The following is a 25403-nucleotide window of genomic DNA, read 5'->3' as shown; positions in this document are numbered from 1 at the left end:
TCCACCAAAAAATAAGGCAGTTCGAGCAATGAGAACGCGTGGAACCATCGCCCTTTGGGCCATCGCTGCACTACAGGCAATTGTGGCAATCTTCTTTTCCGTCTGCTTCTTGCTGGACGCGATCGGATTGGAACCTGAATTTCTGATCTGGCAGAGCCATGAGTATCAGCAAACCGTGCTCGCCATCGGGTTGAACCTCGGCGTGGCACTTGGCTGGATCGCCCTTAGAACAAGCCTGCAACGCGCCCGGCTCGCCGAAGAAAAGATGCGCCGTTGCACCTCGGAGTTCTCACTGGTGATGTCGCAGCATTTCACCGACTGGCGTCTGACCCCCGCCGAGCGGGATGTCGCGGTGTTTTTGGTCAAGGGTCTCAGCACCCGCGATATTGCGGACCTGCGCGGCACTTCTGAGGGGACGATCAAAGCGCAGACAAACGCGATTTATCGCAAGGCTGCCGTTACCGGGCGCACCCAATTGCTCAGCACCTTCATTGAGGATTTGATGGATGACGCATTGATGCCCGCGGAGGCCCTGCAAACTGCGGCTGTGAAGGGCTCAGCGATAGGCCCGGCAGCCAGAACAAACGCCGCCCCGGCGTAATCGCTCCAGGAAACGCCCCCTCCCCCACAAAGCAGGTTGCCCCTTCATGATCCAAGCAATGCTCCTATCCGTTCTGGTCGTCAGCATCTGCACGGCGATCCACTATCTCGTGCTCAAACGGGTTTCCGATACCATCGCGCAGCGCAAAAGTGCTGCGCATGGCCAGAACCTAGGCTTGGCCATCGGCGCAATCACAATCGCGCATGTCATCGAGGCTTTCATCTATACGCTGTTCTTCCTCTGGGCCGTGCAGGGTTTGCAAATCGGCGCGCTGAACGAATCTGGCCCGGCGGGCAAGCCCCCCACAATGATGGATTATTTCTATTTCTCGCTGGTCAACTTCACCACCTTGGGGCGCGGCGATTTGACCCCCGTGGGGCACCTGCGCTTCATCACCGGGATAGAGGCCTTTCACGGCTTTCTGATGATTACGGCGTCAGGCAGTTTCGTGCTGCAGGTCATGGGGGGACGCGCGCCCCTGTCAGACAAAGGGTGACCCAAATGGTTCGGCCCATTCTCTTTCCCGATAGAGAGCGCATGGGCGGCCCACCTCCAACCCATCACCGACAATTGGAATTGGCCCCGGCAGGACATACCTAGATGCCTCGGACATCTGCGCACCCCGTCCCCCGTGGCAACATCAACCGCAATTCATCCCGATAAGGCATGACATGAACAGAAGACAATTCCTCGCCAGTGTTTCCGCCGCTGCGGTTCTGCCCCTTCCGGGCTTTGCTGGCCAGACGCCACTGAAGCTGAAGGCCGAAACGGTAAGCCAGCAAATCCTTCCCGAAGGAGAAGGCACCACCGCAATGTTGGGGTTCAACGGCTCGATGCCGGGACCTGAGATCAGGCTTAAACGAGGTGCGCGGGCATCGATTGAGGTCGAGAACGGGCTTGAAGAGGGCACCGCCGTTCACTGGCACGGCATCCGGCTGGAAAACCGGATGGACGGTGTCCCGGTGCTGACGCAAGACCTCATCAACCCCGGTGATAGCAAGACCTACAGCTTCGTGCCGCCCGATGCGGGGACCTATTGGTATCATTCGCATTATATCTCGCAAGAGCAGGTGGCGCGCGGCTTGATGGGGCCGCTGATCGTCGAAGACGACGCCCCCCTCGATCTGGATCATGACATCACCGTGATCCTGTCCGATTGGATCATCGACGAAGATGGCAGCCTTGTTGATGAATTCACCGACATGCATAGCGTCGCCCATGCGGGCTATATGGGCAATTTCGCCCGCGGCTTCCTATCGCGAAGCGAGGTGCGGCAAGGTGATCGCATTCGCCTGCGGCTGATCAATGCGGCGACCAATCGTATTTTCCCCCTGAGCATCTCTGGCGTCTCTGGTTCGGTTGTCGCCCTGGACGGCATGGCACTGAGCCAACCCCGCGCGGCCTCTGACCTCGTTCTGGCGCCGGCCCAGCGGGCCGACCTGATCGTCGATGTCACCGGCCCGGTCTCCTTTCACATGCCCACGCGACAGGAGCCCTACCGTCTGGCCGAATTGTCCATTTCTGGCGAGAATACGGATCGGCAATCGGGGCCTCTGCCGACCTTGGCGGTACCGGACCTCCCGGCACCGGGCGCTCCCTCCCAGCACCTGACGCTGACCATGATGGGCGGTGCCATGGGCGGGCGGCACGGCGGTGCCAACATCTGGTCCTTCAACGATGTCTCGGACCTGCCACAGGATCCCTTTGCCGCCATCGAACGCGGCGAAACGGTACGGATCACATTCGTGAATGATACCGCCTTTCCGCATGGCATACATCTGCACGGTCATCATTTCTATGAACTTGCCGCTGATGACAGCCTTGGCGATCTGCGCGATACGACTTTGGTGGCGGCCGGTGAAAGCCGGGATGTGCTGTGCGTTTTCGACAATCCGGGCCGCTGGCTGATCCACTGCCATATGCTAAGCCATGCCATCGGAGGGATGCGAACATGGGTAGAGGTCACATGATACGATATTCACTTCTTGCCCTTGTCTGGGCGACCACGGCGCAGGCGGGCCATGAGCTTGAGGGCCGCGACATTGACGCGGGCCGCACGCTCTATGCCGAGACCTGCGCAGCCTGTCATGGCGCCAACCTCGAAGGCCAGCCTGACTGGCGGACACCGGATGAGGACGGCATCCTGCCAGCGCCCCCCCATGATGCCACAGGCCATACCTGGCACCACGACAATGCCCTGCTTTTTGAATATACCAAGCGCGGCGGCAGCGCCGCGTTGGCCGCGCGCGGGATTGATGATTTCGCCAGCGGAATGCCCGCCTTTGAAGGGGTGCTGTCGGACGCGGACATCTGGGACATTCTCGCCTACATCCGATCAACCTGGCCACCCCGCGAACAGGCTGCTCAGGCAGGTCGCAACCGGCCACATTGAGGCCTCAGCCTCAGAACGCAAGCTCCAGCGGTGGCGTTGATGGCCCAGACCAAGAACGCATGCCACAGACCTTCGCGGTGCTATGGCATGCGCAGCCGCCCTCTACCCCTTGGGCTTCTCGCCTTCCGCTGCAAAGGCAGCTTCAAGGTCGGCCTCCGTCGGAAAGCCGATCAGCACACCCGCCCGCGCTTCGTTGAGGTCGACCCCGCGCCGCTCAATTTCAGCGTCGGACATCGTGGTGCGCTGGCTGATGCGGCGGGTCCATTGGAAGAACAGGTTTTGCAGGCGTTCGCATTCTTGCGCGGAATGCGGATCATTGCCCAGATCGTTAAACTCATCCGGATCGGCCTGCAAATCGAACAGCATCGGGCGGAAGCCTTCGGCAAAGACGTATTTCCAACGTCCATCAAATAGCATCGTCAGTTTGGCTTCGGCAACGCTCACGCCCAGACGACGGCGGGCTTGGCGGAAGGAGTAATCGTATTCGGAGATGACAAAATCGCGCAGGCGGTCCGCCTTACCTTGCATGAGCGGACGCAGGGACTTGCCTTCGATGATATGCGGAACGGCGGCCCCATCGAAATAGTCGAGGATGGTCGGCACCACATCAATCGCTTCAACCAGCGCGTCTGACACCGTGCCGCGTGTGGCATCCGCCTCTCTGCTGGGGTCGACAACGATCAGGGGAATGCGCGCCGAAGGGTCGTGAAACAACTCTTTCTCGCCAAGCCAATGATCGCCCAGATAATCGCCATGATCCGAGGTGAAGACGATCATCGTCTCATCGGTCAAACCCTTGGCATCCAGAAACGCCATGAGTTCGCCCAGCTGGTCGTCGATCTGTTTAATCAACCCCATATAGGCGCCGATCACTTTCGTCCGGGTGATGTCATTGGTGAAAGCTTTAGACACCCGTTCTTGCATGAAGGCACCAAACACCGAATGCGGGTCCGTCTGTTCCGCGTCGCTGCGCAGCACCGGCTGATGGGTCTCTGGCGGGTACATATCGTGGTAGGGTTCGGGCACGATATAGGGCCAGTGCGGTTTGATGTAGCTCAGGTGCAGGCACCACGGTGTGTCGCCCGCTTCCTGAATGAAATCCATCGCACGGCGGGTGATATAGGGGGTCTCACTCTCTTCATCCGAGGCGCGGGCCTTGGCGTCCGAATTGTCAAGGAACCAACCGCTCAGGATGTTGCCGTCGGCATCCTCGCCACTGTTGGCGACACTGTCCCAAGGATTTTCATCCTCCCAGCCCCGCTCTTTCATGTAGTCGTCATAGGCTTTGTTGCGCTTGCCATAGGCGGTGCTTGGATGCAGCCCGTCATCGCGCTCGTAAGGCTCGAAGCCACATTCAGACACCAATGCGCCGATCGTGCTGTCGGGGGCCAAACCAAGGCGTTTCATCCCCTCTGCATCGGCGCTCATATGGGTCTTGCCGCAGAGAGCCGTGCGCACCCCAAGCGGGCGCAAATGGTCGCCCAATGTCATCTCACCCACTTTCAGCGGCACGTTGTTCCACGTCGACCCATGCGAGCTGACATAGCGGCCCGTGTAGAATGACATGCGCGATGGGCCGCAGATCGTCGACTGCACATAGGCCCGGTCAAACCGCACACCGCGTTTGGCCAAGGCGTCAATATGTGGCGTATCCAGCCCCGGATGCCCCGCGCAGGACAGGTAATCCCACCGCAGTTGATCACACATGATGAAGAGTACGTTTTTTGTCATGATGGCGTCCGGGTTCGAGGAGTATTTAAGCTGTAGCGAAGGGGCCGGGGCTGATTGAACCCCGGCCATTGAGATCAGACTTTGGCCGCATCGGGAATTTCGACACCCAATTCGGTCAGGGCACGCAAAGACCCGGGGTGCAGTGGCAGGTTGATATCCTGCACGGCTCCCTCTGGCGTGATCGCGCGCAGCCATGGCGCGCTCTCGCCCGCTTCTTTGACACCCTCGTAGAAGGCCTTGGTCATCTGATAGACCATCTCTTCGCCCGCATCCTTATTGGTCACGATCCCAACGGTGACGCCCAATGTCGTGATGTCCTCTTCGTTGGCTTGATTGTCACCATAAATGCCCGCAGGCAGCGTCGCGGCGCTGAAGCCGGGGCGACCGACGAGCGCCTGAACATCTTCGGATTCAAGCACTTCGGCAGGGATACCGAGGAAGCGGATCTTGTTGGTCACCGCGATTTGGGTCAGCGCGGGGCTTGGGGCGTTGGTGGGGTTGCAGTACACGTCAAGGTTGCCATCTTGGAAGGCTGCCGCCGCCGCATCCCAGCCGAGTTTGACGGCTTCGTAATCGGTGCCCTCTTCCAGCCCAGCTACGGCTTTGAACAGACGTGCCATGGTGGTGTAGGCCGCGCCGCCGGGGGGGCCAAGGAACACGCGCTTACCGGCGATCTGATCCATCGACGTGATGCCGGAGGAGTCGTAAACCGCAATGTGATAGACGCCCATCGGGAAGTTCAGCACGGTGCGCAGGTTGTTGACCAGTTCAGGCGCCTGTTCGATCTTCTCATACATGGCCGCCTGACGGCGCATCAGCGAATGGATCACGGGCGAGGACATGCAAAAGTCGCTGCGCCCCATCGCCACTTCCAGCACATGGCGCGTGGCGGCCCCGGTCGCATTCAGCTGAATCTCATAATCCGGCAGCGCACCGTTCACGATATTCGCGAAGGTGGTCATCACGAGGTTCGGGCTGGTGCCCGGCCCCAGCGTCGACATGCGCAGAATGTCTTTCGCAAAAGCCCCGCCCGGCAAAGCGGCAAGCGCGGCGGCACCTGCGGCAGTGCCTAGAAAGCCACGGCGTGAGAATGTTGGGTTGGTCATGGGGTGTCCTCCTCTGGATTATGAAACTTCGGGCGTCATGAACGCCCCGAACCGAACGGCGGACCAAAGCGCTACGGTGGCTGCCACGGCAATCCACGACACCAACGGTCCGAAAAACAAAAGCGCAAAGGCAATCCCGAGGCCCAAGGGCGCATAGCCCGCCTTGCCCTTCGCCGGGTAGCAGGCGCGCGAGATATGCAGCACCGCCAAAGTAACGAACAGGATCGACTGCGCGGACTGAACCAGCGGGTAACCCGTTCCAAGCAGCATGGCTGGCTGGTAAATAAACGCGAAAGGGATCACGAAACCGGGCAATGCCAGTCGTGACGCCTCGATCGCCGTGCGCATGGCCCCGGCCCCGGCAATGGGCGCCGCAGCAAATGCCGCAAGCGCCACAGGCGGCGTTACCGCAGATAGCACGCCGAAATAGAGCACGAACATATGCGTGTGAATGATCGGCACGCCGAGCCGTTGCAGCGCAGGCCCCATGACCAGCACAATAATCAGATAGGCAGGCACGGTGGGCATCCCCATGCCCAAAAGCAGACATGCCACCGCCATGAGCAACAGCGAAATCGCCAACTGCCCATCCGCATAGCTCGCCACCAGCGACGCGAACCGCAGGCCGACGCCGGTCAGGTTCAAAATACCGATGATGATACCAACCGCGCCGACGATCACTACAAGCTGGGCCGAGATCAGACCCGCCGAGCGAATGAACCTGACCCACGACGATACATCGGTCAAAAGGCCCGGCTTGATCGCGAAACCAAGCACGACCGCAAAGGCCACGCCGATAAAGCCTGCATATGCCGGAGAGGAGCCACCGACCATGGCAACGACGATGGCCGTCAGCGACAGCATGAAGACAATGATCTGCGCAAGCTCACGCCAAACGAAACTGGGCTTTGGCTGTTCGGAAACGTCCAGATCCATGCTCCGCGCCGCACTTGAGGTCGCCATGAACAACCCAACGTAGTAAAGGATCGCCGGAACGGCGGCGGCCGCGCAGATGGTTAGATAGGGCTCACCGGTGACATCGGCCATTATAAAGGCCACGGCCCCCATGATGGGCGGCGTGATCTGTCCCCCGCTTGAGGCCGCAGCTTCGACCGCTCCGGCAAAATGCGCTTTGAACCCGCGTTTCTTGATCAGCGGTATCGTAATGACGCCGGTGCCGACGACATTGGCCACCGCGCTGCCGGAAATCGTGCCGAACAACCCGCTGGCAATGGTTGCCGCCGCCGCAGGCCCCGAACGGACCCGCCCGGTCGCCGCAAGCGCCAGCTTCACAAGCACCCGGTCGATCGTGAGAAACTCGAGGAACGCGCCGAAAATGATAAAGATCAGGATGGTCGAGACCACCGTCGCCATGGGGCGGCCAAAGACCCCGTCAAAGGAATACCATAGAACTTGGATCAACTCTTCTGAGGTCATGCCCGCATGGCGCATGAACCCCGGCGCATATTGCCCAAAGGCCCCATAAAGCAGCACAAGGGCCGCCACGCTTGCCATGACCACGCCAACAGACCGGCGCGTGAGTTCGATCACGGCGATCAGCCCCAAAGTGCCCAGCCAAATGTCGGTGGAGGTCAGGAAATACAGCCCGGTTTCGATCTCTGCCGCTGCGCGAAAGTATTGAAAGACCGAGACCCCCAATAGCGCCGCCGTAAGCAGGGCCAAAGGTTTTTCTGCGCCAGTTTGGCCGCGTTCCATCTGGGTCAACAGGATCAACAACCCTCCGACCAGCAGCATCCCGACGCGCAGATAGGACTCACTAAACACGCCAAAGATGGAAACGTAGAAAACGACGACAATGATCAGTCCCGATAGCCCAAGGTTCAATCCGGTCACGGATTTTGAAAGCAGGTTTTGCATCGGTCCTCATCCCCCCTTAATGCGGCACCCCGGCAAAGACCTCCTCCGCCCCTGCCGTGATGGCGCAAAAACTAGACAGCGAAGGGGTAACGGTCCAACATGGATTTCACTAGGTGGAACGCTATGACGAAATTAAATCGCTCCGTTGAACGCGGGCTCAACATCCTCGAAGTTATCTCCAGCAATGGCGTGTGTTCCTTGGCCTTTCTGGCCGAGCGGACCGGCTTGCCTAAGCCGACAATCCTGCGCATCTGCGCCACATTGGTCCAACAGCGCTGGCTGACCCAAAGCAGAAGTGACAGCCGCTACAGGGTCGGGTCCCGGTTCCCGCGGGTGAATTCCCGCCCTACGTCGATAGACACGCTGGTCGAAGCAGGTGCCTCTGCAATCCTATCGCTCTCTGATGCCACCGGACTTGGCGTGGACCTTGCTGCGCCAATCGGCAATGGCCGGGTCGAGATTGTGGACACAACGCGGAACTTTTCTAGGCACGGTATCTTTCCCGATTGCATTGGCTACAGGCCCTCGCCTTTCCGTTCCGCACTGGGATGCGCCTTTCTGGCGGCACTGGAGCCCGCGCAGGAGGCAGAATATTCCGCCCGTTTGGCCGTCCACACCACCGGCAAAGACCGCACCGCCGCCTTGGCGCTGCCAGCAAAGTTGCGCGAGGTGCGCGCGCAGGGCTTCGCCATCCGAGAGGACGGCTATTGGGGGCGTGCGGTGGATTACGGCGGCATTCCAAGCGCGATTGCCGTCGCCATAAGCGCACAGGGTCATGCTGTCGGCGCGGTTAGCCTGATTGGGCTGGCCGAACAGCATAGCGCCGCCGCCGTGGCCAAAGCGCATTTGAAAAAACTGACCGAGACGGCAGAGGAAATCGGCAAGCTCTACGCGGCCAACGTCGGCTAATTTGCATTGGCCTGGCGTTCAGACCTCGCCCGTTTGTTCATCCAAAGCGCCCTGCAACCGGCTTGTGTGCGTCCAATACGGACAGTCTGTAGGGGAGGAAACCCGACAGGTTGAAGTCATCCGATGCCATCCGGAACGGCCCTCCCGCGATCTTTGCACCTGGAATTCTCTTGACGGATTGTCCCACGGCTCCCTATTCGTTGCAATTGTAACGATTCTGAAACGGCGGTTCTGGCATGGTTTATGGCCGACGCATAAAGGATCGAGGGGAGGGGAAAATTGATGACTGGCACTGACATAAGCGCGTTTAATCCGGGCGGAGGGGACAGGCCCGGCTGTATGCCCGGTGGCGACTATTTCGAGCCCAAAGCGCTTTCCGATGCCCTGCCCCAAGTCATGAACAGCCCGCAGAACTGCAGCTATGGCCTCTACGGGGTGCCGTTTTCCAGAAAAGAGGCACCGCCTCAGGATGATTACATTGACGGCTGGGCGGATATGAAAATGAAGTTCGTCGGCCCGCCGGGTATGAAATAACGCGATGCTTACGCTTTATTCCTACTGGCGCTCGACCACATCCTACCGCGTGCGGATAGCGCTGAATCTCAAGGGCCTCCCCTATCGGGTGGTCCCGGTGGACCTCGTGGCCGGGGACCAACGCAGCCCAGACTATGTGGCCAAGAACCCCATCAAAGGGGTGCCAACCTTGCTTCTTGAAGACGGGCAGGCGTTGACCCAATCGCTGGCAATCATGGCCTATATGGACGAGATCGCGCCGGACCCCGCCCTTTTGCCCGAGCCTGCGTTTGAGCGGGCTCAGGTACTGGCCGCCGCACAGTTGATCGCGACGGACATTCATCCGATCAACAACCTCAAGGTGGTCAGCCACCTCAAAACCCATCATGGGCTGACCGCGGATGAGGGAACAGCATGGATGCGCCATTGGATGACTGAAGGGCTGCACGCCTATCAAGCGCTGCTGCCGGATGGCCCGAAATTCAGCTTTGCCGATCACCCGCTGCTTTGCGACCTTTGCCTTATCCCGCAGCTTTACAACGCCCACCGGTGGGGCGTCGAGATGACACCCTTCGCGCGGCTGCTTGAGATCGAACGGGAGGCCCTGCGCCTCCCGGCCTTTGACGCCGCACGCCCCGAAAATCAGCCGGACGCCAATTGAAGCGCAGCTCATGCATTCATGGGCTGGAAGCGGCGATACCGCCGGGACTGATGCTGCGTGTCTCAATGGACGACCGGGGGCGACACCTCGAACGCCTCTGGCGAACTTGAAAACAGGCGGGCATCTGACCTGAAGCAATCGACATTGGCCCTATCTCGCCTATTTTCAAATCTCACCGAATAGAGTTGTCGTCACTTTGCTGGTGGTCGCCCCCTAGCCGCATCGAATACCCTCGCATAAACAGTCTTTTTCTTCCGGAGCATCCATGAGCACCAAATATTTCGCGCCACACGGGGGACATCCCGGGCAAGAGCAGCTTCTCACTGATCGCGCAGTTTTCAAGGATGCCTATGCGGTCATCCCAAAAGGTACGATGCGGGATATCGTCACCAGCTTCTTGCCCTTTTGGGAGGATACGCGCCTGTGGGTCATCGCGCGCCCGATGAGCGGCTTCGCGGAGACATTTTCGCAATACATCATGGAGGTGCAGCCCGGAGGCGGTTCTGAAAAGGCTGAATTGGACCCGGAAGCTGAAGGTGTATTATTCGTTGTGGAAGGCACAGCCACTTTGCGTGTCGCGGGCGCGACTTACGAGCTGAGCCCAGGCGGTTACGCATACCTGCCCCCGTCGAGCGCCTGGACCCTGCGAAACGAAGGCGAAGAAGTCTTGCGCTTCCATTGGGTGCGCAAGGCATATGAGGCCGTCGAAGGGTTGGATATGCCCGATGTGTTGGTCCTGAACGAAAACGACATCGAACCGACGCCCATGCCGGGCACAGATGGCAAATGGTCGACGACCCGCTTTGTCGACCCATCCGACCTGCGTCACGACATGCATGTCACGATTGTGACATTCGAACCGGGCGGCGTTATTCCCTTTCTTGAGACACATGTGATGGAGCACGGGCTCTATGTGTTGGAGGGCAAAGCCGTCTATAATCTGAACAATGATTGGGTCGAGGTCGAGGCTGGCGATTACATGTGGCTCCGCGCTTTTTGCCCTCAGGCATGCTATGCAGGTGGCCCGGGGCGGTTCCGGTACCTGCTTTACAAGGACGTAAATCGGCACATGGCGCTCCGTCCCGGCGCCACGTCATACCCTCAACATCAGCGCCTCAAGGCTGCGGCCGAGTAACGCTGCCCCCGATCGCGAGGCTCAATTGGTGAGCCGCCTTGATGACGGGGCGGCTCAATTCTTCGACCTCGGACGCGCCGACCCTGCTGGTTGGGCCGGATATCGAAATTCCCGCGACAGCTTCGCCATTCATGTCGAATACCGGCGCCGCGATACAGCGCATGCCTTCGTTTCTCTCTTCATTATCAACTGAAAAACCGTTTTCCCGAATGGCTTCGAGATTCTGACGCAGGGCCGTCGGATCGATGATCGTATGTGCGGTAAACCGCGTCATCTGCCCTTTCGAGAGTAGTTTGTCCACACGCTCCGGGTCCATATATGCGAGCAACGCCTTGCCAATGCCGGATGCATGCATCGGAGAAAGGCTGCCGGGCGGGAAAAAGGCGCGGATGTTCGCATGTGTTTCCACTTGGCTCAGGAACAAAACCGCCTCTTCTTTTCCGACGCCGATATTGGCTGTTTCACCGGTCGTTTCCATCAGCTTTCGCATGATGGGTCGCGCACGATCGACAAGACTTGTGCGCCGAAGGAAACGCGCGCCGATCACAAACGCGCGCGGGCCAATGTACCAAACCTGCTCCTCGGGGTCGAATTCGACCAGCCCCCTGCCCTCAAGGGTTACAAGGATACGGTAGACGGTCGCTGGCGATTGGCGCATCTCATCTGCCAGCTTAGAAAGCGGCTTGCCCTGCGCTTCGCTGAGATACTCGAACACCTCCATGGCCCGGTCGAGCGATTTGATCGTGTTCTGCGCGGTCTTGTCCGTCCAGCCTCGGGGCCTTCCGCGTGCTTTCCGACCAGTTCCTGAACCATTGTCTTGAGATTCCATAAAAACCCTTCGTTTCTATGTGAAAGACGAAATCACCATGTGAAAAATATAACGCACTGACAACACTCACCTTTACGCATTAACTAAAGAACTGAAACCCTATTTCAAAAAAATATCGGTTCGCCCCGGTCCGGTCTACTGTGAAGCCAACAACGGAAGGAGACCGTCCATGAGCTTTCAAAATCCCGTTTTCATCCCGGGCCCGACCAACATTCCCGAGAGCCTGCGCAAGGCTTGCGACATGCCTACGATCGACCACCGGTCACCGCTGTTTGGGCAAATTCTACATCCCGCTCGCGCAAGTGTTCGCAAAATCCTCAAAAGCGACACCGCAGAAATCTTCATTTTTCCGTCCACCGGCACGGGCGGTTGGGAAACCGCACTGACCAACACGCTTTCATCGGGTGACAAAGTGCTTGCGGCGCGCAACGGAATGTTCAGTCATCGTTGGATCGATATGTGCCAGCGTCATGGTCTTGCGGTGCAGACAGTCGAAACCACGTGGGGCGCAGGTATTCCGGCGGATCGCTACGAAGAGATCCTGACAGCCGACAAGAGCCATGAGATCAAGGCGGTCCTTGCGACACATAATGAAACGGCCACCGGCGTGAAATCAGACATCGCGGCTGTGCGCCGTGCGCTGGACGCATCGGGTCATCCGGCAATGCTGTTCGTCGACGGTGTATCGTCGATTGCCTCGATGGATTTCCGTTTCGACGAATGGGGCGTGGATGTTGCCGTGACCGGGTCACAAAAAGGCTTCATGCTGCCCGCTGGCCTCGCCATTATTGGCTTCTCACCCAAGGCGATGGAGGCCACCAAAACCGCCTCTCTGCCCCGCACGTTTTTCGACGTACACGACATGGCCAAAGGCTACGCGAACAACGCCTATCCCTATACGCCTGCTGTGGGACTGCTGAACGGTCTGAACCAAGCCTGCAACATGCTGCTGACCGAAGGTCTGGAGAACGTGTTTGCCCGGCATTACCGGATTGCAGAGGGTGTGCGCGTGGCGGTGGGCGCTTGGGGCCTTGATCTTTGCGCCACGGACTCTTCGCTTTACTCCGACACTGTCAGTGCCATTCGGACGCCCGAAGACTTCAACGCCACCGATATCGTGACCCATGCCGCCAACAAGTATGGCGTGGCCTTTGGCGTGGGGCTCGGTGAGGTCGCTGGCAAGGTCTTCCGGATTGGCCACCTCGGCAGCCTGACGGATGTCATGGCCCTCTCCGGCATCGCGACCGCAGAAATGTGCATGGTCGATCTTGGATTGGAAATCAAACTCGGCTCCGGGGTCGCGGCTGCCCAAGAATACTATCGCGGCCATACCGCGGCAGCGCAAAAAGACGCGGCGTGATGAAGGATTACCAGATGTACATCCCGACTTACGAGGACATGTTAGACGCCCACGCGCGGATCAGCCCCTATATTCACCGCACGCCTATCCGCACCTCGGATTACCTCAACGAACTTGCCGGTTGCGAGCTGTTCTTCAAATGCGAGAACTTTCAGGAGCCCGGTGCCTTCAAGGTGAGGGGTGCCTCGAACGCGGTGTTCGGGCTCAGCGAGGAGCAGGCGGCCAAAGGTGTGGCAACACATTCCTCTGGCAACCATGCATCCTGTCTGTCTTATGCCGCTATGAAGCGCGGCATTCCATGCAACGTGGTGATGCCCCGCACAGCCCCTCAGGCAAAGAAGGATACGGTGCGTCGTTTTGGCGGCCTCATTACCGAGTGCGAGCCGTCGACCAGTTCTCGTGAGGCGACCTTTGCCGAGGTGCAAGCTGCGACAGGGGGCGACTTCGTACACCCCTACAACGATCCCCGAGTGATCGCCGGACAGGGCACCTGTTCGAAAGAATTCATGGAGCAGACGGATGGTCTTGACGCTGTGGTGGCGCCAATTGGGGGCGGTGGCATGGTATCGGGCACCTGCCTTACCCTCGCGACCCTCGCGCCTGAGACTCAAATCATCGCTGCCGAACCTGAGCAGGCAGACGACGCCTATCGCAGCTTCAAGGCGGGCCGTATCATCGCAGACGATGCCCCCAAGACCATTGCCGACGGGCTTCTGGTCCCGCTCAAGGACCTGACCTGGCATTTCGTCTCAAACCACGTGTCCGAGATCTACACGGCGTCAGAGCAAGAGATCATTGAGGCGATGAAGCTGACCTGGAAGCATCTGCGCGTGGTCATGGAGCCATCCTCTGCTGTGCCGCTCGCCACGGTTCTCAAGAACCCCGAAGCTTTTAGGGGCAAGCGCGTCGGCCTGATCATCACGGGCGGCAATGTCGACCTCGACAAGCTGCCGTGGCTGAACGCCGCCTGATCTCAAATATTGACTGAAAATGAAGGAGCACGGACATGAAAGATATGACCAATCTCGACGAATTCGAAGTGGGCTACGATATCCCGGCAAAACCGGGCATGGACGAGGCCGACATCCAAACCCCGAGCCTTGTGCTTGATCTTGACGCGCTGGAGCGCAACATCAAGAAAATGGGAGACTACGCCAAGGCGCACGGCATGCGCCATCGGACCCATGGCAAGATGCACAAGTCGGTCGATGTCCAAAGGCTTCAAGAAAAGCTCGGCGGTGCATGCGGTGTCTGCTGCCAGAAAGTCTCAGAGGCCGAAGTCTTTGCGCGGGGCGGCATCAAAGATATCCTCGTCTCGAACCAAGTGCGCGATCCCGCCAAGATCGACCGTCTTGCCCGCCTGCCCAAGCTTGGTGCCCGCACGATCTGTTGCGTGGACGATCTTGCCAATGTGGCCGACCTGTCATCGGCGGCGCAGAAACATGGCACCCAAATCGAATGTCTTGTCGAAATCGATTGTGGCGCAGGGCGCTGCGGTGTGACCACCACGTCTGATGTGGTGGCGATTGCCAAGGCCATCGACGGTGCCGAGGGGCTCAAGTTTTCCGGCCTGCAAGCCTATCAAGGTGCAATGCAGCACCTCGACAGCTATGACGAACGCAAGGCGAAAATCGATATCGCCGTGGCGATGGTCAAAGACGCGGTCGATACGTTGAAGGCCGAAGGTTTGGACTGTGACATCGTCGGCGGTGGCGGCACTGGCTCCTACTATTTCGAGTCCAACTCGGGTGTGTATAACGAACTGCAGTGCGGCTCCTATGCCTTCATGGACGCGGACTATGGGCGCATCCTCGACAAAGACGGCAAACGCATCGACCAAGGGGAATGGGAGAACGCCTTTTTCATCCTGACAAGCGTGATGAGCCATGCAAAGGCGGACAAGGCGATCGTCGACGCTGGCCTCAAGGCTCAATCTGTCGACAGCGGCTTGCCAGTGATCTACGGGCGCGATGATGTCGAATATATCAAGTGTTCGGACGAACATGGGGTCGTGATGGACCCAAACGGCGCATTGAAGGTCAACGACAAGCTAAAGCTGGTTCCGGGTCACTGCGATCCGACCGCCAACGTCCATGATTGGTATGTCGGTGTTCGGAACGGCATGGTTGAGTGCCTCTGGCCTGTTTCGGCGCGCGGTCACGCCTACTGATCTAGCCTATGTCAGGTAGGGAGGCTGGTTCGCAAAGCGCCAGACAACTGCCCAAGTGTCTGCTTTCCTCCCGGCGGGGCACATGGGCAAACTCATTTAGAAATGTGTCAGAATGCTCTTATCCGCCGTGATCTTGAGCGCGATGTTCTCAAACCATTTGTGAACCTCTCAGGGACTTCTGAAACGAAAAGATTTGGAGAGAAAGATGCTGATCGTACCTGAACGTGAGATCGCCAACCTAATGACCCGCGAGGCAGCCTTTGATGCTATCGAGAAAGTCTTTGCTGCAATGGCCGCCGGCGACGCCTACAACTTCCCTGTCGTACGCGAAGCGATTGGACACGAAGATGCGCTCTACGGGTTCAAAGGCGGATTTGATCGCGCCGGGTTGAGCTTGGGGTTGAAGGCCGGTGGATACTGGCCGAACAATCTTGAAAAACGCAACCTGATCAACCACCAGTCCACCGTGTTCCTGTTCGATCCTGACACCGGCAAGGTCAAAGCGATGGTCGGTGGCAATTTGCTCACCGCGTTGCGTACGGCGGCGGCTTCGTCGGTTTCAATCAAACACTTGGCACGTGAAAACGCGACCGTTATCGGCATGGTGGGCGCAGGCCACCAAGCCACCTTCCAGCTACGTGCCGCATTGGAGCAGCGAAAGTTCGAGAAGGTGATCGGCTGGAACTACCACCCAGAGATGCTACCCAATATCGAGAAAGTCGCGCATGAGGCAGGGGTTCCCTTTGAAGCCGTCGATCTGCCCGGCATGACCGAAGCCGACGTCATCATCTCGATCACCTCTGCCTTTTCACCGTCGTTGATGGCCGATCACGTCAGCCCCGGAACCCATATCGCATGTATGGGCACCGACACCAAAGGCAAACAGGAGGTCGAAGCGGCCTTGCTGGCACGCGCCTCCGTGTTCACCGATGAGGTCGCCCAGTCCGTGAGTATCGGCGAGGCGCAACATGCCATTGCTGAAGGGCTTATCAAGGACACAGATGTTGCCCAGCTTGGCGCGGTCATCAATGGGACCAATCCGGGCCGCACGTCGGATCATCAAATCACACTGTTCGACGGGACCGGCGTGGGCCTTCAGGACCTCGCGGTGGCGGCCAAAGTCGTTGATTTGGCCGTTGAACAGGGCGTCGCAATTGACGTGGACTTCTAAGCCAAGACGCATTGAACTGGCCCAGAAACCGAAAGACTTTCTTTCAGCGCACAAACGGTAGGTTTCATGTTTTTGCCAATATCCCTGCTGTTTGTGGGGGCAGTTCTTGTGTTGAATGGTCTTTGGATGTCTGGGCGCATCTCGGATCGAGAGATTGTTGTCATCAACTTTGCCACAGCGGCAATTACCGCCACAGTCGCCGCTGTGTCACTCGTGCGCGCCCCGACCGGGGATGAAATCCGCTCTGTTGCCCTGACGCTGCTGTTCAGCGCGACCTACCTTTGGGTGGCGGTTAACCGTTGAATGGCGCCGATGGCCGCGGTTTGGGATGGTTCAGCCTATTTGTCTCTCTTTCCGTGTTGCCTCAGACCTTTTTAGCCCTCGCCTCTGCGGCGAAATTCATTGATATCTGGCTGGGCATTTGCTGGCTTACTTGGTCGGGTCTTTGGTTCATGTATTTCGCCACTTTGACGTTGAAGAAACCGGTTCAAGACCAAACAGCAGTTGCCACACTCCTAAGCGGCGTGCTGACTGCCTGGCTGCCCGCCCTTTTCCTGATGTACGGAGCTTGAACGTGACCCGCCAGCTAAGTGTCTTTATCAACGGTTTTGGTCGCATCGGCAGGACTTTGCTGCGCCAGATTTTACAAAATGAAAGCCAGACCGCCGTCAAAGTCGTTGGCATCAACGATATCGCGCCACTCGAAACTTGCGCGTACCTGCTGCGCTACGACAGTGTTTTCGGCCCTTTGCCTCTCCCAGTAGAAACGGGGGATCGCCAGATGACAATTGGCGGTCGCCCCATCCCCTTTACCTGCGAACCGGACCTGCGCGCCTTGGATTTACGCGGTGTGGATGTTGTTTTGGAATGCACCGGGAAGGTCAGGGATAGAGATTTTGCAGAAGCAGGCATCGACGCTGGGGCGTCGAACATTCTAATCTCCGGCCCGTCCGAGGTCGCCGACAAGACGGTTGTCTTAGGCGCGAATGAACAAGAACTCGGCGATGCGCGGATCGTCTCCAATGCGTCTTGTACGACCAATGCGATCGCCCCCCTCCTCCGCACGATTGATCTAGGGCTCGGAATTTCAAGGGCACATATCACGACCATTCATTGCTACACCGGGAGCCAACCGACTGTTGACCAACCCGGTGCCAGTCTTGAAAGAAGCCGTGCTGCTGCTGTCTCAATGGTTCCGACAACAACCAGCGCGCTTAATCAGATCTTTAACGTATTGCCAGAATTTCAGGGCCGCCTCAGTGTCAGCGCCGTCCGGGTTCCCTGCATCTCAGTATCGGCAATCGACGCGACGCTGCAAATCTTGGAAAAGCCCAAAGGTTCATTTGTCGAGTTCTTGCGCGAAGCCTTTGCAGACTCGACCCTCATTGGTCTGACAGAAGACCCCTGTGTCTCGACCGATTTTCGGAGCCGCCCTGAATCTCTGGTGATCGCCCTTCCCGAAACGCAATCAATCGAACAGCGCCAGCTGCGCGTCTTTGGATGGTACGACAACGAGTGGGGCTTCTCTGCACGCATGCTTGAAATGGCGGAACGTCTTGCGGCGAGACGGTAATTTTGTGCGACTGACACGGGATCTTAAGGCTTGGAGACCCTCTAAAAGAAAATGCGACGCTTAGATTTGCGTCGCATTCCATTTGCTCAGTCCGCGATGATTTCTTCACCGCGAAAGCGCCATCAGACGCGGTCACTCTGCGCGAGTGATCCGCTCCCCTGTCCTGCCATACCACCAGAGACTTCCTCGGTGGCTTCACCCGAAAGCTCCTCGGGCAATACCAGGTTAAGAACGATGGCGATGAGGGCCGCGGGCAGAATGCCCGAAGTTCCTAGGACTTTCAGCGTGCCCGGCAGATATTGAAGCGCATCCGGCTCAAGCTGCAGGCCCAGACCAAGCGACAGGGCGATGGCAAAAATGACCATGTTGCGACGGTTCCAGTTCACATCGGACAGCATCGAGATACCAGCCGCGACCACCATGCCGAACATCACGATGACACCACCGCCCAGCACTTCAATCGGGATCGAAGAGATCACCGCACCGATTTTGGGAACAAGACCACATATGATCAGAAAAATCGCCCCGATTGTAACGACCATCCGGCTCATCACACCCGTCATGGCGATGAGACCGACGTTTTGACTGAACGACGTATTGGGCAGCGCGCCGAACATGCCCGAAATGGCCGTGCCAATCCCATCTGCATAGGTCGCCCCTTGGATTTCGCGGTTGCTCGCCTCCCGACCCGCGCCCCCTTTGGTGATCCCGGAAACATCGCCGACAGTTTCGATGGCCGAGACGAAAGACATGGCACAAAAGCCGATGACCGCGGCGACCGTGAATTCAATGCCAAAGTGAAACGGGTTCGGCAGCGCAAAGCTTGCCGCTTGACCTACGTTGCCAAGATTGACCTGCCCAAGCGCAAAGGCGACGACATAGCCAACCAAAAGACCGATCAGAACGGCCGACACAGAAAGCATGCCGCGGGTAAAGAACTTCAGGCCGAGGGTCACCAAAATCACGGTACCTGCCATGAACCAGTTAAGCCCGGAGCCGTATTCTTCGGTGCCGATTGCAGGCACACCCCCTGCCGCATATTGAACACCGACCTTGACCAGAGCCAGACCAATCATGGTCACGACCAAACCAGTGACCAGCGGCGGCAGTGCAAAACGAAGTTTGCCGATGAATAGCCCCAGAAAGGCGTGGAACAGGCCGCCGACGACGATACCCCCCATCAGGACCGCAATCGCGTCCACGCCCTTCCCGGCGACAAGCGGGATCATGATTGGAATGAAGGCAAAAGATGTCCCCTGCACGATCGGCAAGCGCGCGCCAATCGGACCTACGCCGACCGACTGGAACAGCGTCGCGACCCCGGCAAAGAACATGGACATCTGAATCATGTAGATCATTTGCGGGAAATCAGGGCTGTTTGAGCCAAAGCCGAAACCGGCAGCGCCGCAGACGATGATCGCCGGAGTGACGTTCGATACGAACATCGCCAGCACGTGCTGGATCCCCAGCGGCACCGCTTTTGTGAGCGGCGGGGTGTAATTTGGATCGCGGAGCTGGTCCGGCGTTCCGATGGATGCATCAGACATTATAATTGTCCCTCCCTATGGATGCGTGAGCCGGCGCGTTTTTTTGCCGAATTATTTATTGTCGCTCGATGATGAATGGCTCATCGAACCAATGTTCCTCCAGATTTGGCCCCTCGCTGACGCGGTCGACGACCATGAAAAGCCCTGGATCGGACAGCGGACACAAAACCCCGTGCCAGACGTTGCGCCTGATGTTCACGCCCTGCCCCGGCCCAGCAATAAAGGCCCGTGGCGCAACCGGAGCACCGTTTTTATCTTCAGCCAGCACGACCAGATATTCGCCTTCCTGCATCGGCAGAAAAGCTTGGCTGCCCAAAGGGTGGCGCTCCATCATTTCCATTTTGAAAGGCATGGAGAACGATGTGGATTGAAAGACGCTGACCCCTACGCGACCTTCAACGTCGAGGGTCGCCCGATCATGAAAACGTCCGCAAAGCCCTTGGTTTATGAGCTTGTCGGGCGTGTCTGATGCATCGATCAGTTCTGCTAGCCCGGCAATGGCATCGGAATTGATTGTGGTTGCCGTCAAAACGTTGCTCATGATGCAAACCTCTCAATCAGGCGCAGTTCTGCAATGCGCTCAACCTGTCGGCAGGCTTCGGAGAACTCGGTATCGCGGTTATTTTTGATACGGCGGTGAAATGCTTCGAGAATGCTCGATTTGGTGTTGTCCTTCACGGCGATGATGAAAGGAAAGCCATGCCGCTCAACGTATTCAGCGTTGAGGTTCTGGAAGGTCTCCCGTTCGTCGTCAGTCAGCAAATCCAGTCCGGCACCCGCCTGTTCGGCAGTGCTTTCCTTTGTAAGGCGCCCGGCTGCCGCTAGTTTTCCCGCTAAGTCGGGGTGGGCGGTCAGCACACCCAGCCGCTGTTCTTCGGATGCGTTGCGGAACACACGCGCCAGTGCGTTGTGAATACCTGCTGCATTGTCATGGGTCGCGCCAAGTTCAAGATCAAAGGCACCCTCGGCAATCCAAGTGCTGTGTTCGAACATGCCACCAAATTCCGCGACAAAGGTTTCCCTGTCCATTTCAGATGGCGCGGTCCCCTCAGCAGGCGGGTGCAGGCTAGCCCAGTGATCGGCGATCTGTTCCCGGGTGGCGAACCAGACCCCGTCGTGTTTCGCGAAATGTTCCAAGGCGCGTTTCAATGCCATTGCGCGCCCCGGCCGCCCAATGAGACGACAGTGCAAGCCGATCGAAAGCATCTTGGGCGCACCTTCGGCCCCCTCGGCATAGAGCATGTCAAAACTATCCTTGAGATAGCTCTCAAACTGATCACCGTTCGTGTATCCCGCTTGAATCGCAAAGCGCATGTCATTGCAGTCCATCGTGTAAGGCACGATCAACTGATCCTTACCGCCAGCCCGCACCCAGTAGGGCAAATCATCTGCATAGCTGTCGGCGATATAGGCGAAATCGCCCTCCTCGGCGGCAAGGTCCACAGTGTTCATGGAGCAGCGTCCGGTGTACCAGCCGCGCGGGGCCTCCCCCACCACTTCGGTATGAAGGCGGATTGCCTCGCGGATCTGGGCGCGCTCTTCCTGCGGCTCCATATCCTTGTGTTCTATCCACTTCAGACCATGGCTGGCAATCTCCCAGCCCGCCTCCTTCATCGCCTTGAGCTGCTGGGGCGCCCGCATAAGAGCGGTTGCTACACCATAAACAGTGATTGGCGTGTTTTTGAGCAGTTTGTGAACACGCCAGAACCCGGCGCGGCTGCCGTATTCATAGATCGATTCCATGTTCCAGTGGCGTTGACCCTGCCAGGGAGCAGCCCCGGTGATTTCCGAGAGGAACGCTTCAGACGCAGCATCACCGTGGAGAATATTGTTTTCCCCACCTTCTTCATAGTTCAGCACGATCTGAACGGCGATTTTTGCGCCATTCGGCCATTGCGCCGCTGGTACAGCGCCACCATAGCCGGTCATATCTCTTGGGTAACGTTTCACGCAAATATTCCTTTTCTTCCAAGACCCAACCTAAACAGGAAAAATGGATCTGTTTTTCAAAAAAATCTTAAAGGAGCCTTCTGTTAGTGGAGATTTGTCACTTAAAGGCATTCAGCCTAGAAACAGACAGCGTTTCAGGAGAAGTTAAAAATGGCCGGCTATCTTACAACTCATGTCCTCGACACCGCCTTTGGGTGCCCCGCCGAAGGGCTGAAAATTGAATTGTTTCGCATCAGCGGTGTTGAACGGCATCTGTTGAAAACGCTTACGACGAACAACGACGGGCGCACTGACGAACAAATCCTGCCCGAAGCAGAGTTCGAAGTGGGCGAGTATGAACTGGTGTTCCACGCAGGCCCCTATCTGGATGCAAGCGGCACGCCGCCTGAAGATCCCCGGTTTCTAGGCGTCATACCGATCCGCTTTGGGATGTCGGAGCAATCGCACTACCACGTGCCCTTGTTGCTTTCTCCTTTCGGATACTCAACATATCGCGGAAGCTGAGGCTTCGGCCCACTGATTGCTTCGCTAGATTGTCGCGGCGATGCGATCAATCATGAACTCCATGAAAAGGCGCGTTTTCGGGTCCTGTCTACGGCGATGCGTGAATAGGCACGCCATCTGGATCGGCTCCGGTGGTGTCGCTTCAGCGACAGGCACCAGAGCGCCGGTCCGCAAGTGTTCTGCAATTTCGAAAACCGGCTTCATTGCGACGCCATGACCGGCAAGTGCCCAATCGGTGAGCACGTCCCCGTCATCTGACTCATAGCGCCCCGAGACACGAAATCGCTTGGGGCCATCCGGTGTCGTTAGCCGCCATTGAAATTCGGTCGCCCCTGGGAAGCGAAGGCTCAGGCATTCATGCCCCTCCGCCACCAACGCGCTTCCGCTCTCGGGCATGCCACGGCGCGCAATATAGTCCGGCGATGCGCAGAGCACCCGCTCCACGTCTGCGATTTTTCGGATGCGCAGATTGCTATCTTCGGGCTGCCCCAGAAAGAATGCCAAATCCAGACCCTCTGTGGTCAAGTCCACTTTCCGGTCGGACAAACGCAACCTCACGCTGACTTCGGGATAGTTCTTCAAGAAACCGGGGACTTGCGGGGCGATTAACCTACGACCGACACCTAAAGGCGCCGCAACATAGAGCGATCCTTTCAGGTTCTCGGTGATGTTGACGATCTGCGCCTCGGCGCTTTCGACGGCTTCAAGTATTTCAGTCGCGCCGCGGTAGAACGACTTGCCCTGCTCGGTCGGGGATAGACTGCGTGTCGTCCGTTGGAAAAGTCTGACGCCAAGCCGTTCTTCTAATTGTGAAATCCGTGACGACGTAACAGCTGGAGATATCCGCAAATCCCGCCCCGCGGCAGACATGCTGCCCAGTTCATAGACGCGCACAAAAGTGCGGATGTTATCGAAGTAGGACATTATTCTGTCTTTTTTGATGCTGCTTGGTCCTTTACGGCGATACCAGAACAAACCTGTCTCGCCTAGGGTGTTAGAAAATTCGAATCTAAGGAGACCAGCCATGTACGATTTGGCAATTCTGTGGGACTGGATCGCGTTCAGCGTCCGCTGGCTACACGTGATCACTGCAATGGCGTGGATCGGTGCGTCGTTCTATTTTATCGCGCTCGATCTAATGCTTAAACCAAACGACGCCCTGCCCGACGGCGCCTACGGCGAAGAATGGGAAGTACATGGCGGGGGGTTCTATCACACAGTCAAATATCTGGTCGCGCCCGCCCGGATGCCAGAGCACCTGACGTGGCACAAATGGCAAAGCTACAGCACTTGGTTGTCAGGGGCGGCGCTCTTGATGATCATCTACTGGGTCGGCGGTGAATTGTTTCTGCTCGACCCCACCAAAGCCGATATTTCGCTGTTTCAGGGCATCCTGATCTCCGGCGGCTCCCTGACGATTGGCTGGTTGCTCTATGATGCGATGTGCAAATCCAAATTGGCCGACCACCCCACAGTTCTGATGCTGCTTTTGTTCGTAATCCTTGTGATCATGTCTTGGGGATACAACCAGATTTTCACCGGCAGGGCTGCATTGCTGCATCTCGGCGCTTTCACGGCGACGATCATGACCGCCAACGTGTTTTTTCAGATCATGCCCAATCAACGGGTCGTCGTCGAAGACCTTAAGGCCGGTCGCACACCTGACGCGAAATACGGCAAGATCGCCAAGGTGCGCTCGACCCACAACAACTACCTTACCTTACCGGTGGTGTTCCTGATGCTGTCGAACCATTACCCGCTGGCGTTTGGAACAGAGTTCAGCTGGATCATTGCCAGCCTGATCTTTTTGACCGGTGTCACCATTCGCCACTACTTCAACACGATGCACAAAACCGGTTCCGGTCCGCATTGGACTTGGGCGGTGACCGTGTTGCTCATGGTTTTGATCGCGTGGCTTTCCACCATCAGAACGGGGGAGACATGGGAGGACGCAGAAGCCCGAGATCTGACGGCATATGAGCAGGCCTATGCCTCTGCTGAAGGGTTCGAGAGCGCCTACGACTCCGTTATCGGCAACTGCTCAATGTGCCATGCCCGAGAACCGGTCTGGGGCAATATGCAGTGGGCGCCAAAGGGGGTCTACCTTGAGACCCCCGGCGACGTCGCGCGTCATGCGGACCAGATCTATCTCCAAGCGGGCGTGAGCCACGCTATGCCGCCGCCAAATGCCGTACAAATGGACGAGGAAGCGCGACGCAATATTGTCGCTTGGGTGCGCGAAGTGCGTAGTCAGTAGCGTTCCGCATTCCGCATTTATTTCAAAGAATTATCGGCATCGACAGCGCGGGTTCACTACTGCAATTGTAAAAAACCTTTGGCGCGGCGGCAGGCACCCGGCCATCCGTCACACAAGAGTTGCAACGCTGAACGGGCGTCGAATTCAGACGAAGAAGCGTTTGCTGTTTCGTGCGATGTGGTCAACGAACAGACGAACCTTTGGATCCTGAAGCTTTTTGTGGGGATACAGGCAGCCAAAAATGGTCGGCTTTGGCGGAGTGTGCGGCAATACCTCGACAAGTCGTCCCGACTTAAGGTGTTCACGCACATCAAAGCGCGGCTTGTTGATGATCCCGCGCCCGGCCAGCGCCCAATCGGTCAGTACATCACCGTCATCGGCATCGAACCGACCGCGAACCTCCAATTTTCGGGGGCCCATATCGGTCTGAAGTGTCCAATAATACTCTGGCGATCTTGGATACCGCAGCAAAAGGCAGTTGTGCGCCTGATCGTGAAGATCGTCAGGCGTCAGCGGCGTCCCACAGCGCGCAAGATAATCCGGAGAGGCACATAAGACCCGATCGCAATCCGCGAACTTTCGCAGCTTCATCGTGGAATCGCTCGGCTCCCCGATAAAGAACGCGATATCAAGCCCGTCGGCCATGATGTCTACCCGTCGGTCAGACAGCCGCATCCTTATCTCTGTATCGGGGTAGGTTTCAGAGAATTCCGGGACCAATGGCGCAACTATTCGACGCCCGACCCCAAGCGGTGCCGTGATCCGCAGGGCGCCTCGCGGGGCGTCGGAGAAGCTGGCGACCCGGGCCTCGGCGTTATCCAGCGCCTGCAGAATAGCATGGGCCTCATCGTAAAAAACGGTGCCGACCTCTGTCGGGGTTATGGAGCGGGTCGTCCTGTTAAACAGGCGCACGCCGAGATGTTTCTCTAGTTCTTTCAAACGCTTGCTGGCAACTGCAGGCGTCAGCCTCAGGTCCCGCCCGCCCGCGGTGATACTTCCCAAGTCCATCACGCGAACGAAGACGCGCAAGCTTTCAATATAAGACATACGGCGCCCCCTCCCCTTCCACATGAACATGCCCAAGGTCCGGCAAATTTTCAACGTTCTGTTGAAAGT

General features: G+C 57.9%; 24 protein-coding genes and 1 pseudogene. 16 read left to right on the top strand and 9 right to left on the bottom strand.

Going from position 1 to position 25403, the window contains the following annotated elements; all coding sequences use genetic code 11:
* Positions 1-28: 28 nt before the first annotated feature.
* The 4 genes from O4H31_RS05165 to O4H31_RS05150 all read left to right on the top strand — a co-directional run bounded on the left by O4H31_RS05165 (position 29) and on the right by O4H31_RS05150 (position 2993).
* Positions 29-601, top strand: coding sequence for a helix-turn-helix transcriptional regulator (locus O4H31_RS05165; RefSeq protein ID WP_269343485.1), 573 nt, complete (start codon positions 29-31; stop codon positions 599-601).
* Positions 602-647: 46 nt separating this feature from the next.
* Positions 648-1097: an ion channel gene (locus O4H31_RS05160; RefSeq protein WP_269343483.1), complete on the top strand. Its 450-nt coding sequence runs from the start codon at positions 648-650 to the stop codon at positions 1095-1097.
* 175 nt (positions 1098-1272) lie between these two features.
* Entirely contained in the window at positions 1273-2571 is a 1299-nt protein-coding gene (locus O4H31_RS05155; RefSeq protein WP_269343481.1) for a multicopper oxidase family protein, read from the top strand.
* Complete coding sequence (locus O4H31_RS05150; RefSeq protein ID WP_269343479.1) at positions 2568-2993, top strand: c-type cytochrome; 426 nt, start codon at positions 2568-2570, stop codon at positions 2991-2993. The genes O4H31_RS05155 and O4H31_RS05150 overlap by 4 nt, the downstream gene beginning before the upstream one ends.
* 102 nt (positions 2994-3095) lie before the next feature.
* On the opposite strand, the gene O4H31_RS05145 is transcribed toward O4H31_RS05150, so the two are convergent.
* The 3 genes from O4H31_RS05145 to O4H31_RS05135 all read right to left on the bottom strand — a co-directional run bounded on the left by O4H31_RS05145 (position 3096) and on the right by O4H31_RS05135 (position 7708).
* The gene (locus O4H31_RS05145) at positions 3096-4724 is read right to left on the bottom strand and encodes an alkaline phosphatase family protein (protein WP_269343477.1); all 1629 of its coding nucleotides are present in this window, start codon (positions 4722-4724) and stop codon (positions 3096-3098) included.
* Between the two features lie 74 nt (positions 4725-4798).
* Positions 4799-5830: a TAXI family TRAP transporter solute-binding subunit gene (locus O4H31_RS05140; protein ID WP_269343475.1), complete on the bottom strand. Its 1032-nt coding sequence runs from the start codon at positions 5828-5830 to the stop codon at positions 4799-4801.
* 18 nt (positions 5831-5848) lie between these two features.
* A complete protein-coding gene (locus O4H31_RS05135) occupies positions 5849-7708 on the bottom strand; it encodes a TRAP transporter permease (protein WP_269343473.1) in 1860 nt (619 codons plus the stop codon).
* Between the two features lie 123 nt (positions 7709-7831).
* Between O4H31_RS05135 and O4H31_RS05130 the strand changes: the two genes are divergently transcribed.
* The 4 genes from O4H31_RS05130 to O4H31_RS05115 all read left to right on the top strand — a co-directional run bounded on the left by O4H31_RS05130 (position 7832) and on the right by O4H31_RS05115 (position 10926).
* Positions 7832-8617: an IclR family transcriptional regulator gene (locus O4H31_RS05130; RefSeq protein WP_269343471.1), complete on the top strand. Its 786-nt coding sequence runs from the start codon at positions 7832-7834 to the stop codon at positions 8615-8617.
* A gap of 282 nt (positions 8618-8899) precedes the next feature.
* Positions 8900-9151 (top strand): homogentisate 1,2-dioxygenase, encoded by a 252-nt coding sequence (locus tag O4H31_RS19675; RefSeq protein WP_419723584.1) that lies wholly within the window; start codon positions 8900-8902, stop codon positions 9149-9151.
* 4 nt (positions 9152-9155) lie between these two features.
* A complete protein-coding gene (maiA, locus tag O4H31_RS05120; RefSeq protein ID WP_269343469.1) occupies positions 9156-9791 on the top strand; it encodes a maleylacetoacetate isomerase in 636 nt (211 codons plus the stop codon).
* Positions 9792-10056: 265 nt separating this feature from the next.
* Positions 10057-10926: a bifunctional allantoicase/(S)-ureidoglycine aminohydrolase gene (locus O4H31_RS05115; protein ID WP_269343467.1), complete on the top strand. Its 870-nt coding sequence runs from the start codon at positions 10057-10059 to the stop codon at positions 10924-10926.
* Here the strand turns inward: O4H31_RS05115 and bhcR are convergent.
* Positions 10907-11755, bottom strand: coding sequence for an HTH-type transcriptional regulator BhcR (bhcR, locus tag O4H31_RS05110; RefSeq protein ID WP_269343465.1), 849 nt, complete (start codon positions 11753-11755; stop codon positions 10907-10909). The genes O4H31_RS05115 and bhcR overlap by 20 nt on opposite strands.
* A 169-nt stretch (positions 11756-11924) precedes the next feature.
* On the opposite strand from bhcR, the gene bhcA reads away from it, so the two are divergent.
* The 6 genes and pseudogenes from bhcA to O4H31_RS05075 all read left to right on the top strand — a co-directional run bounded on the left by bhcA (position 11925) and on the right by O4H31_RS05075 (position 18029).
* Complete coding sequence (gene bhcA, locus O4H31_RS05105; RefSeq protein WP_269343463.1) at positions 11925-13115, top strand: L-aspartate--glyoxylate aminotransferase BhcA; 1191 nt, start codon at positions 11925-11927, stop codon at positions 13113-13115.
* Positions 13115-14086 carry a beta-hydroxyaspartate dehydratase BhcB gene (bhcB, locus tag O4H31_RS05100; RefSeq protein WP_269343460.1) on the top strand — a complete coding sequence of 324 codons (972 nt, stop codon included), beginning with the start codon at positions 13115-13117 and terminating at the stop codon, positions 14084-14086. The genes bhcA and bhcB overlap by 1 nt, the downstream gene beginning before the upstream one ends.
* A gap of 35 nt (positions 14087-14121) precedes the next feature.
* Positions 14122-15285: a 3-hydroxy-D-aspartate aldolase BhcC gene (gene bhcC / locus O4H31_RS05095; protein WP_269343458.1), complete on the top strand. Its 1164-nt coding sequence runs from the start codon at positions 14122-14124 to the stop codon at positions 15283-15285.
* Between the two features lie 205 nt (positions 15286-15490).
* On the top strand, positions 15491-16456 hold the full coding sequence (bhcD, locus tag O4H31_RS05090; protein WP_269343456.1) for an iminosuccinate reductase BhcD: 966 nt from the start codon (positions 15491-15493) through the stop codon (positions 16454-16456).
* A gap of 66 nt (positions 16457-16522) precedes the next feature.
* A pseudogene (locus O4H31_RS19655) lies at positions 16523-17028 on the top strand (AmiS/UreI family transporter).
* 2 nt (positions 17029-17030) lie between these two features.
* A complete protein-coding gene (locus tag O4H31_RS05075) occupies positions 17031-18029 on the top strand; it encodes a type I glyceraldehyde-3-phosphate dehydrogenase (protein WP_269343449.1) in 999 nt (332 codons plus the stop codon).
* Between the two features lie 122 nt (positions 18030-18151).
* Here O4H31_RS05075 and O4H31_RS05070 read toward each other — a convergent pair whose 3' ends face one another.
* From O4H31_RS05070 to puuE, 3 genes are read right to left on the bottom strand one after another with little or no spacing between them, the layout of a single operon-like run.
* Complete coding sequence (locus O4H31_RS05070; RefSeq protein WP_269343448.1) at positions 18152-19576, bottom strand: uracil-xanthine permease family protein; 1425 nt, start codon at positions 19574-19576, stop codon at positions 18152-18154.
* A 55-nt stretch (positions 19577-19631) separates the two neighbouring features.
* On the bottom strand, positions 19632-20117 hold the full coding sequence (locus tag O4H31_RS05065) for an ureidoglycolate lyase (protein WP_269343446.1): 486 nt from the start codon (positions 20115-20117) through the stop codon (positions 19632-19634).
* Positions 20114-21526, bottom strand: coding sequence for an allantoinase PuuE (gene puuE / locus O4H31_RS05060; protein ID WP_269343444.1), 1413 nt, complete (start codon positions 21524-21526; stop codon positions 20114-20116). The genes O4H31_RS05065 and puuE overlap by 4 nt, the downstream gene beginning before the upstream one ends.
* A gap of 150 nt (positions 21527-21676) precedes the next feature.
* Here puuE and uraH point away from each other — a divergent pair, with 150 nt between their 5' ends.
* On the top strand, positions 21677-22030 hold the full coding sequence (uraH, locus tag O4H31_RS05055; protein WP_269343442.1) for a hydroxyisourate hydrolase: 354 nt from the start codon (positions 21677-21679) through the stop codon (positions 22028-22030).
* 24 nt (positions 22031-22054) lie between these two features.
* Here the strand turns inward: uraH and O4H31_RS05050 are convergent, their stop codons facing one another.
* The gene (locus tag O4H31_RS05050) at positions 22055-22954 is read right to left on the bottom strand and encodes a LysR family transcriptional regulator (protein WP_269343440.1); all 900 of its coding nucleotides are present in this window, start codon (positions 22952-22954) and stop codon (positions 22055-22057) included.
* A 100-nt stretch (positions 22955-23054) separates the two neighbouring features.
* Between O4H31_RS05050 and O4H31_RS05045 the strand changes: the two genes are divergently transcribed.
* Entirely contained in the window at positions 23055-24287 is a 1233-nt protein-coding gene (locus O4H31_RS05045; protein ID WP_269343438.1) for a urate hydroxylase PuuD, read from the top strand.
* Positions 24288-24431: 144 nt separating this feature from the next.
* Here O4H31_RS05045 and O4H31_RS05040 read toward each other — a convergent pair whose 3' ends face one another.
* On the bottom strand, positions 24432-25334 hold the full coding sequence (locus O4H31_RS05040) for a LysR family transcriptional regulator (RefSeq protein WP_269343436.1): 903 nt from the start codon (positions 25332-25334) through the stop codon (positions 24432-24434).
* Between the last annotated feature and the right edge of the window lie 69 nt (positions 25335-25403).

The organism is Sulfitobacter dubius, from assembly GCF_027214245.1.
Classification (GTDB): Bacteria; Pseudomonadota; Alphaproteobacteria; order Rhodobacterales; family Rhodobacteraceae; genus Sulfitobacter; species Sulfitobacter dubius_A.
Note: the sequence above shows the minus strand (reverse complement) of the source record. Positions and strands in the feature narration are given on the sequence as shown.

Bases quoted from the DNA above. Each gene is read 5' to 3' on its own strand.
- O4H31_RS05040 (WP_269343436.1), bottom strand. From the start codon at position 25,334: ATGTCTTATATTGAAAGCTTGCGCGTCTTCGTTCGCGTGATGGACTTG.
- O4H31_RS05045 (WP_269343438.1), top strand. From the start codon at position 23,055: ATGTACGATTTGGCAATTCTGTGGGACTGGATCGCGTTCAGCGTCCGC.
- O4H31_RS05135 (WP_269343473.1), bottom strand. From the start codon at position 7,708: ATGCAAAACCTGCTTTCAAAATCCGTGACCGGATTGAACCTTGGGCTA.
- O4H31_RS05050 (WP_269343440.1), bottom strand. From the start codon at position 22,954: ATGTCCTACTTCGATAACATCCGCACTTTTGTGCGCGTCTATGAACTG.
- O4H31_RS05065 (WP_269343446.1), bottom strand. From the start codon at position 20,117: ATGAGCAACGTTTTGACGGCAACCACAATCAATTCCGATGCCATTGCC.
- maiA (WP_269343469.1), top strand. From the start codon at position 9,156: ATGCTTACGCTTTATTCCTACTGGCGCTCGACCACATCCTACCGCGTG.
- O4H31_RS05165 (WP_269343485.1), top strand. From the start codon at position 29: ATGAGAACGCGTGGAACCATCGCCCTTTGGGCCATCGCTGCACTACAG.
- O4H31_RS19675 (WP_419723584.1), top strand. From the start codon at position 8,900: ATGACTGGCACTGACATAAGCGCGTTTAATCCGGGCGGAGGGGACAGG.
- O4H31_RS05070 (WP_269343448.1), bottom strand. From the start codon at position 19,576: ATGTCTGATGCATCCATCGGAACGCCGGACCAGCTCCGCGATCCAAAT.
- O4H31_RS05145 (WP_269343477.1), bottom strand. From the start codon at position 4,724: ATGACAAAAAACGTACTCTTCATCATGTGTGATCAACTGCGGTGGGAT.
- O4H31_RS05140 (WP_269343475.1), bottom strand. From the start codon at position 5,830: ATGACCAACCCAACATTCTCACGCCGTGGCTTTCTAGGCACTGCCGCA.
- O4H31_RS05150 (WP_269343479.1), top strand. From the start codon at position 2,568: ATGATACGATATTCACTTCTTGCCCTTGTCTGGGCGACCACGGCGCAG.
- bhcB (WP_269343460.1), top strand. From the start codon at position 13,115: ATGAAGGATTACCAGATGTACATCCCGACTTACGAGGACATGTTAGAC.
- uraH (WP_269343442.1), top strand. From the start codon at position 21,677: ATGGCCGGCTATCTTACAACTCATGTCCTCGACACCGCCTTTGGGTGC.
- bhcA (WP_269343463.1), top strand. From the start codon at position 11,925: ATGAGCTTTCAAAATCCCGTTTTCATCCCGGGCCCGACCAACATTCCC.
- bhcC (WP_269343458.1), top strand. From the start codon at position 14,122: ATGAAAGATATGACCAATCTCGACGAATTCGAAGTGGGCTACGATATC.
- bhcR (WP_269343465.1), bottom strand. From the start codon at position 11,755: ATGGAATCTCAAGACAATGGTTCAGGAACTGGTCGGAAAGCACGCGGA.
- O4H31_RS05155 (WP_269343481.1), top strand. From the start codon at position 1,273: ATGAACAGAAGACAATTCCTCGCCAGTGTTTCCGCCGCTGCGGTTCTG.
- O4H31_RS05115 (WP_269343467.1), top strand. From the start codon at position 10,057: ATGAGCACCAAATATTTCGCGCCACACGGGGGACATCCCGGGCAAGAG.
- O4H31_RS05130 (WP_269343471.1), top strand. From the start codon at position 7,832: ATGACGAAATTAAATCGCTCCGTTGAACGCGGGCTCAACATCCTCGAA.
- O4H31_RS05160 (WP_269343483.1), top strand. From the start codon at position 648: ATGATCCAAGCAATGCTCCTATCCGTTCTGGTCGTCAGCATCTGCACG.
- bhcD (WP_269343456.1), top strand. From the start codon at position 15,491: ATGCTGATCGTACCTGAACGTGAGATCGCCAACCTAATGACCCGCGAG.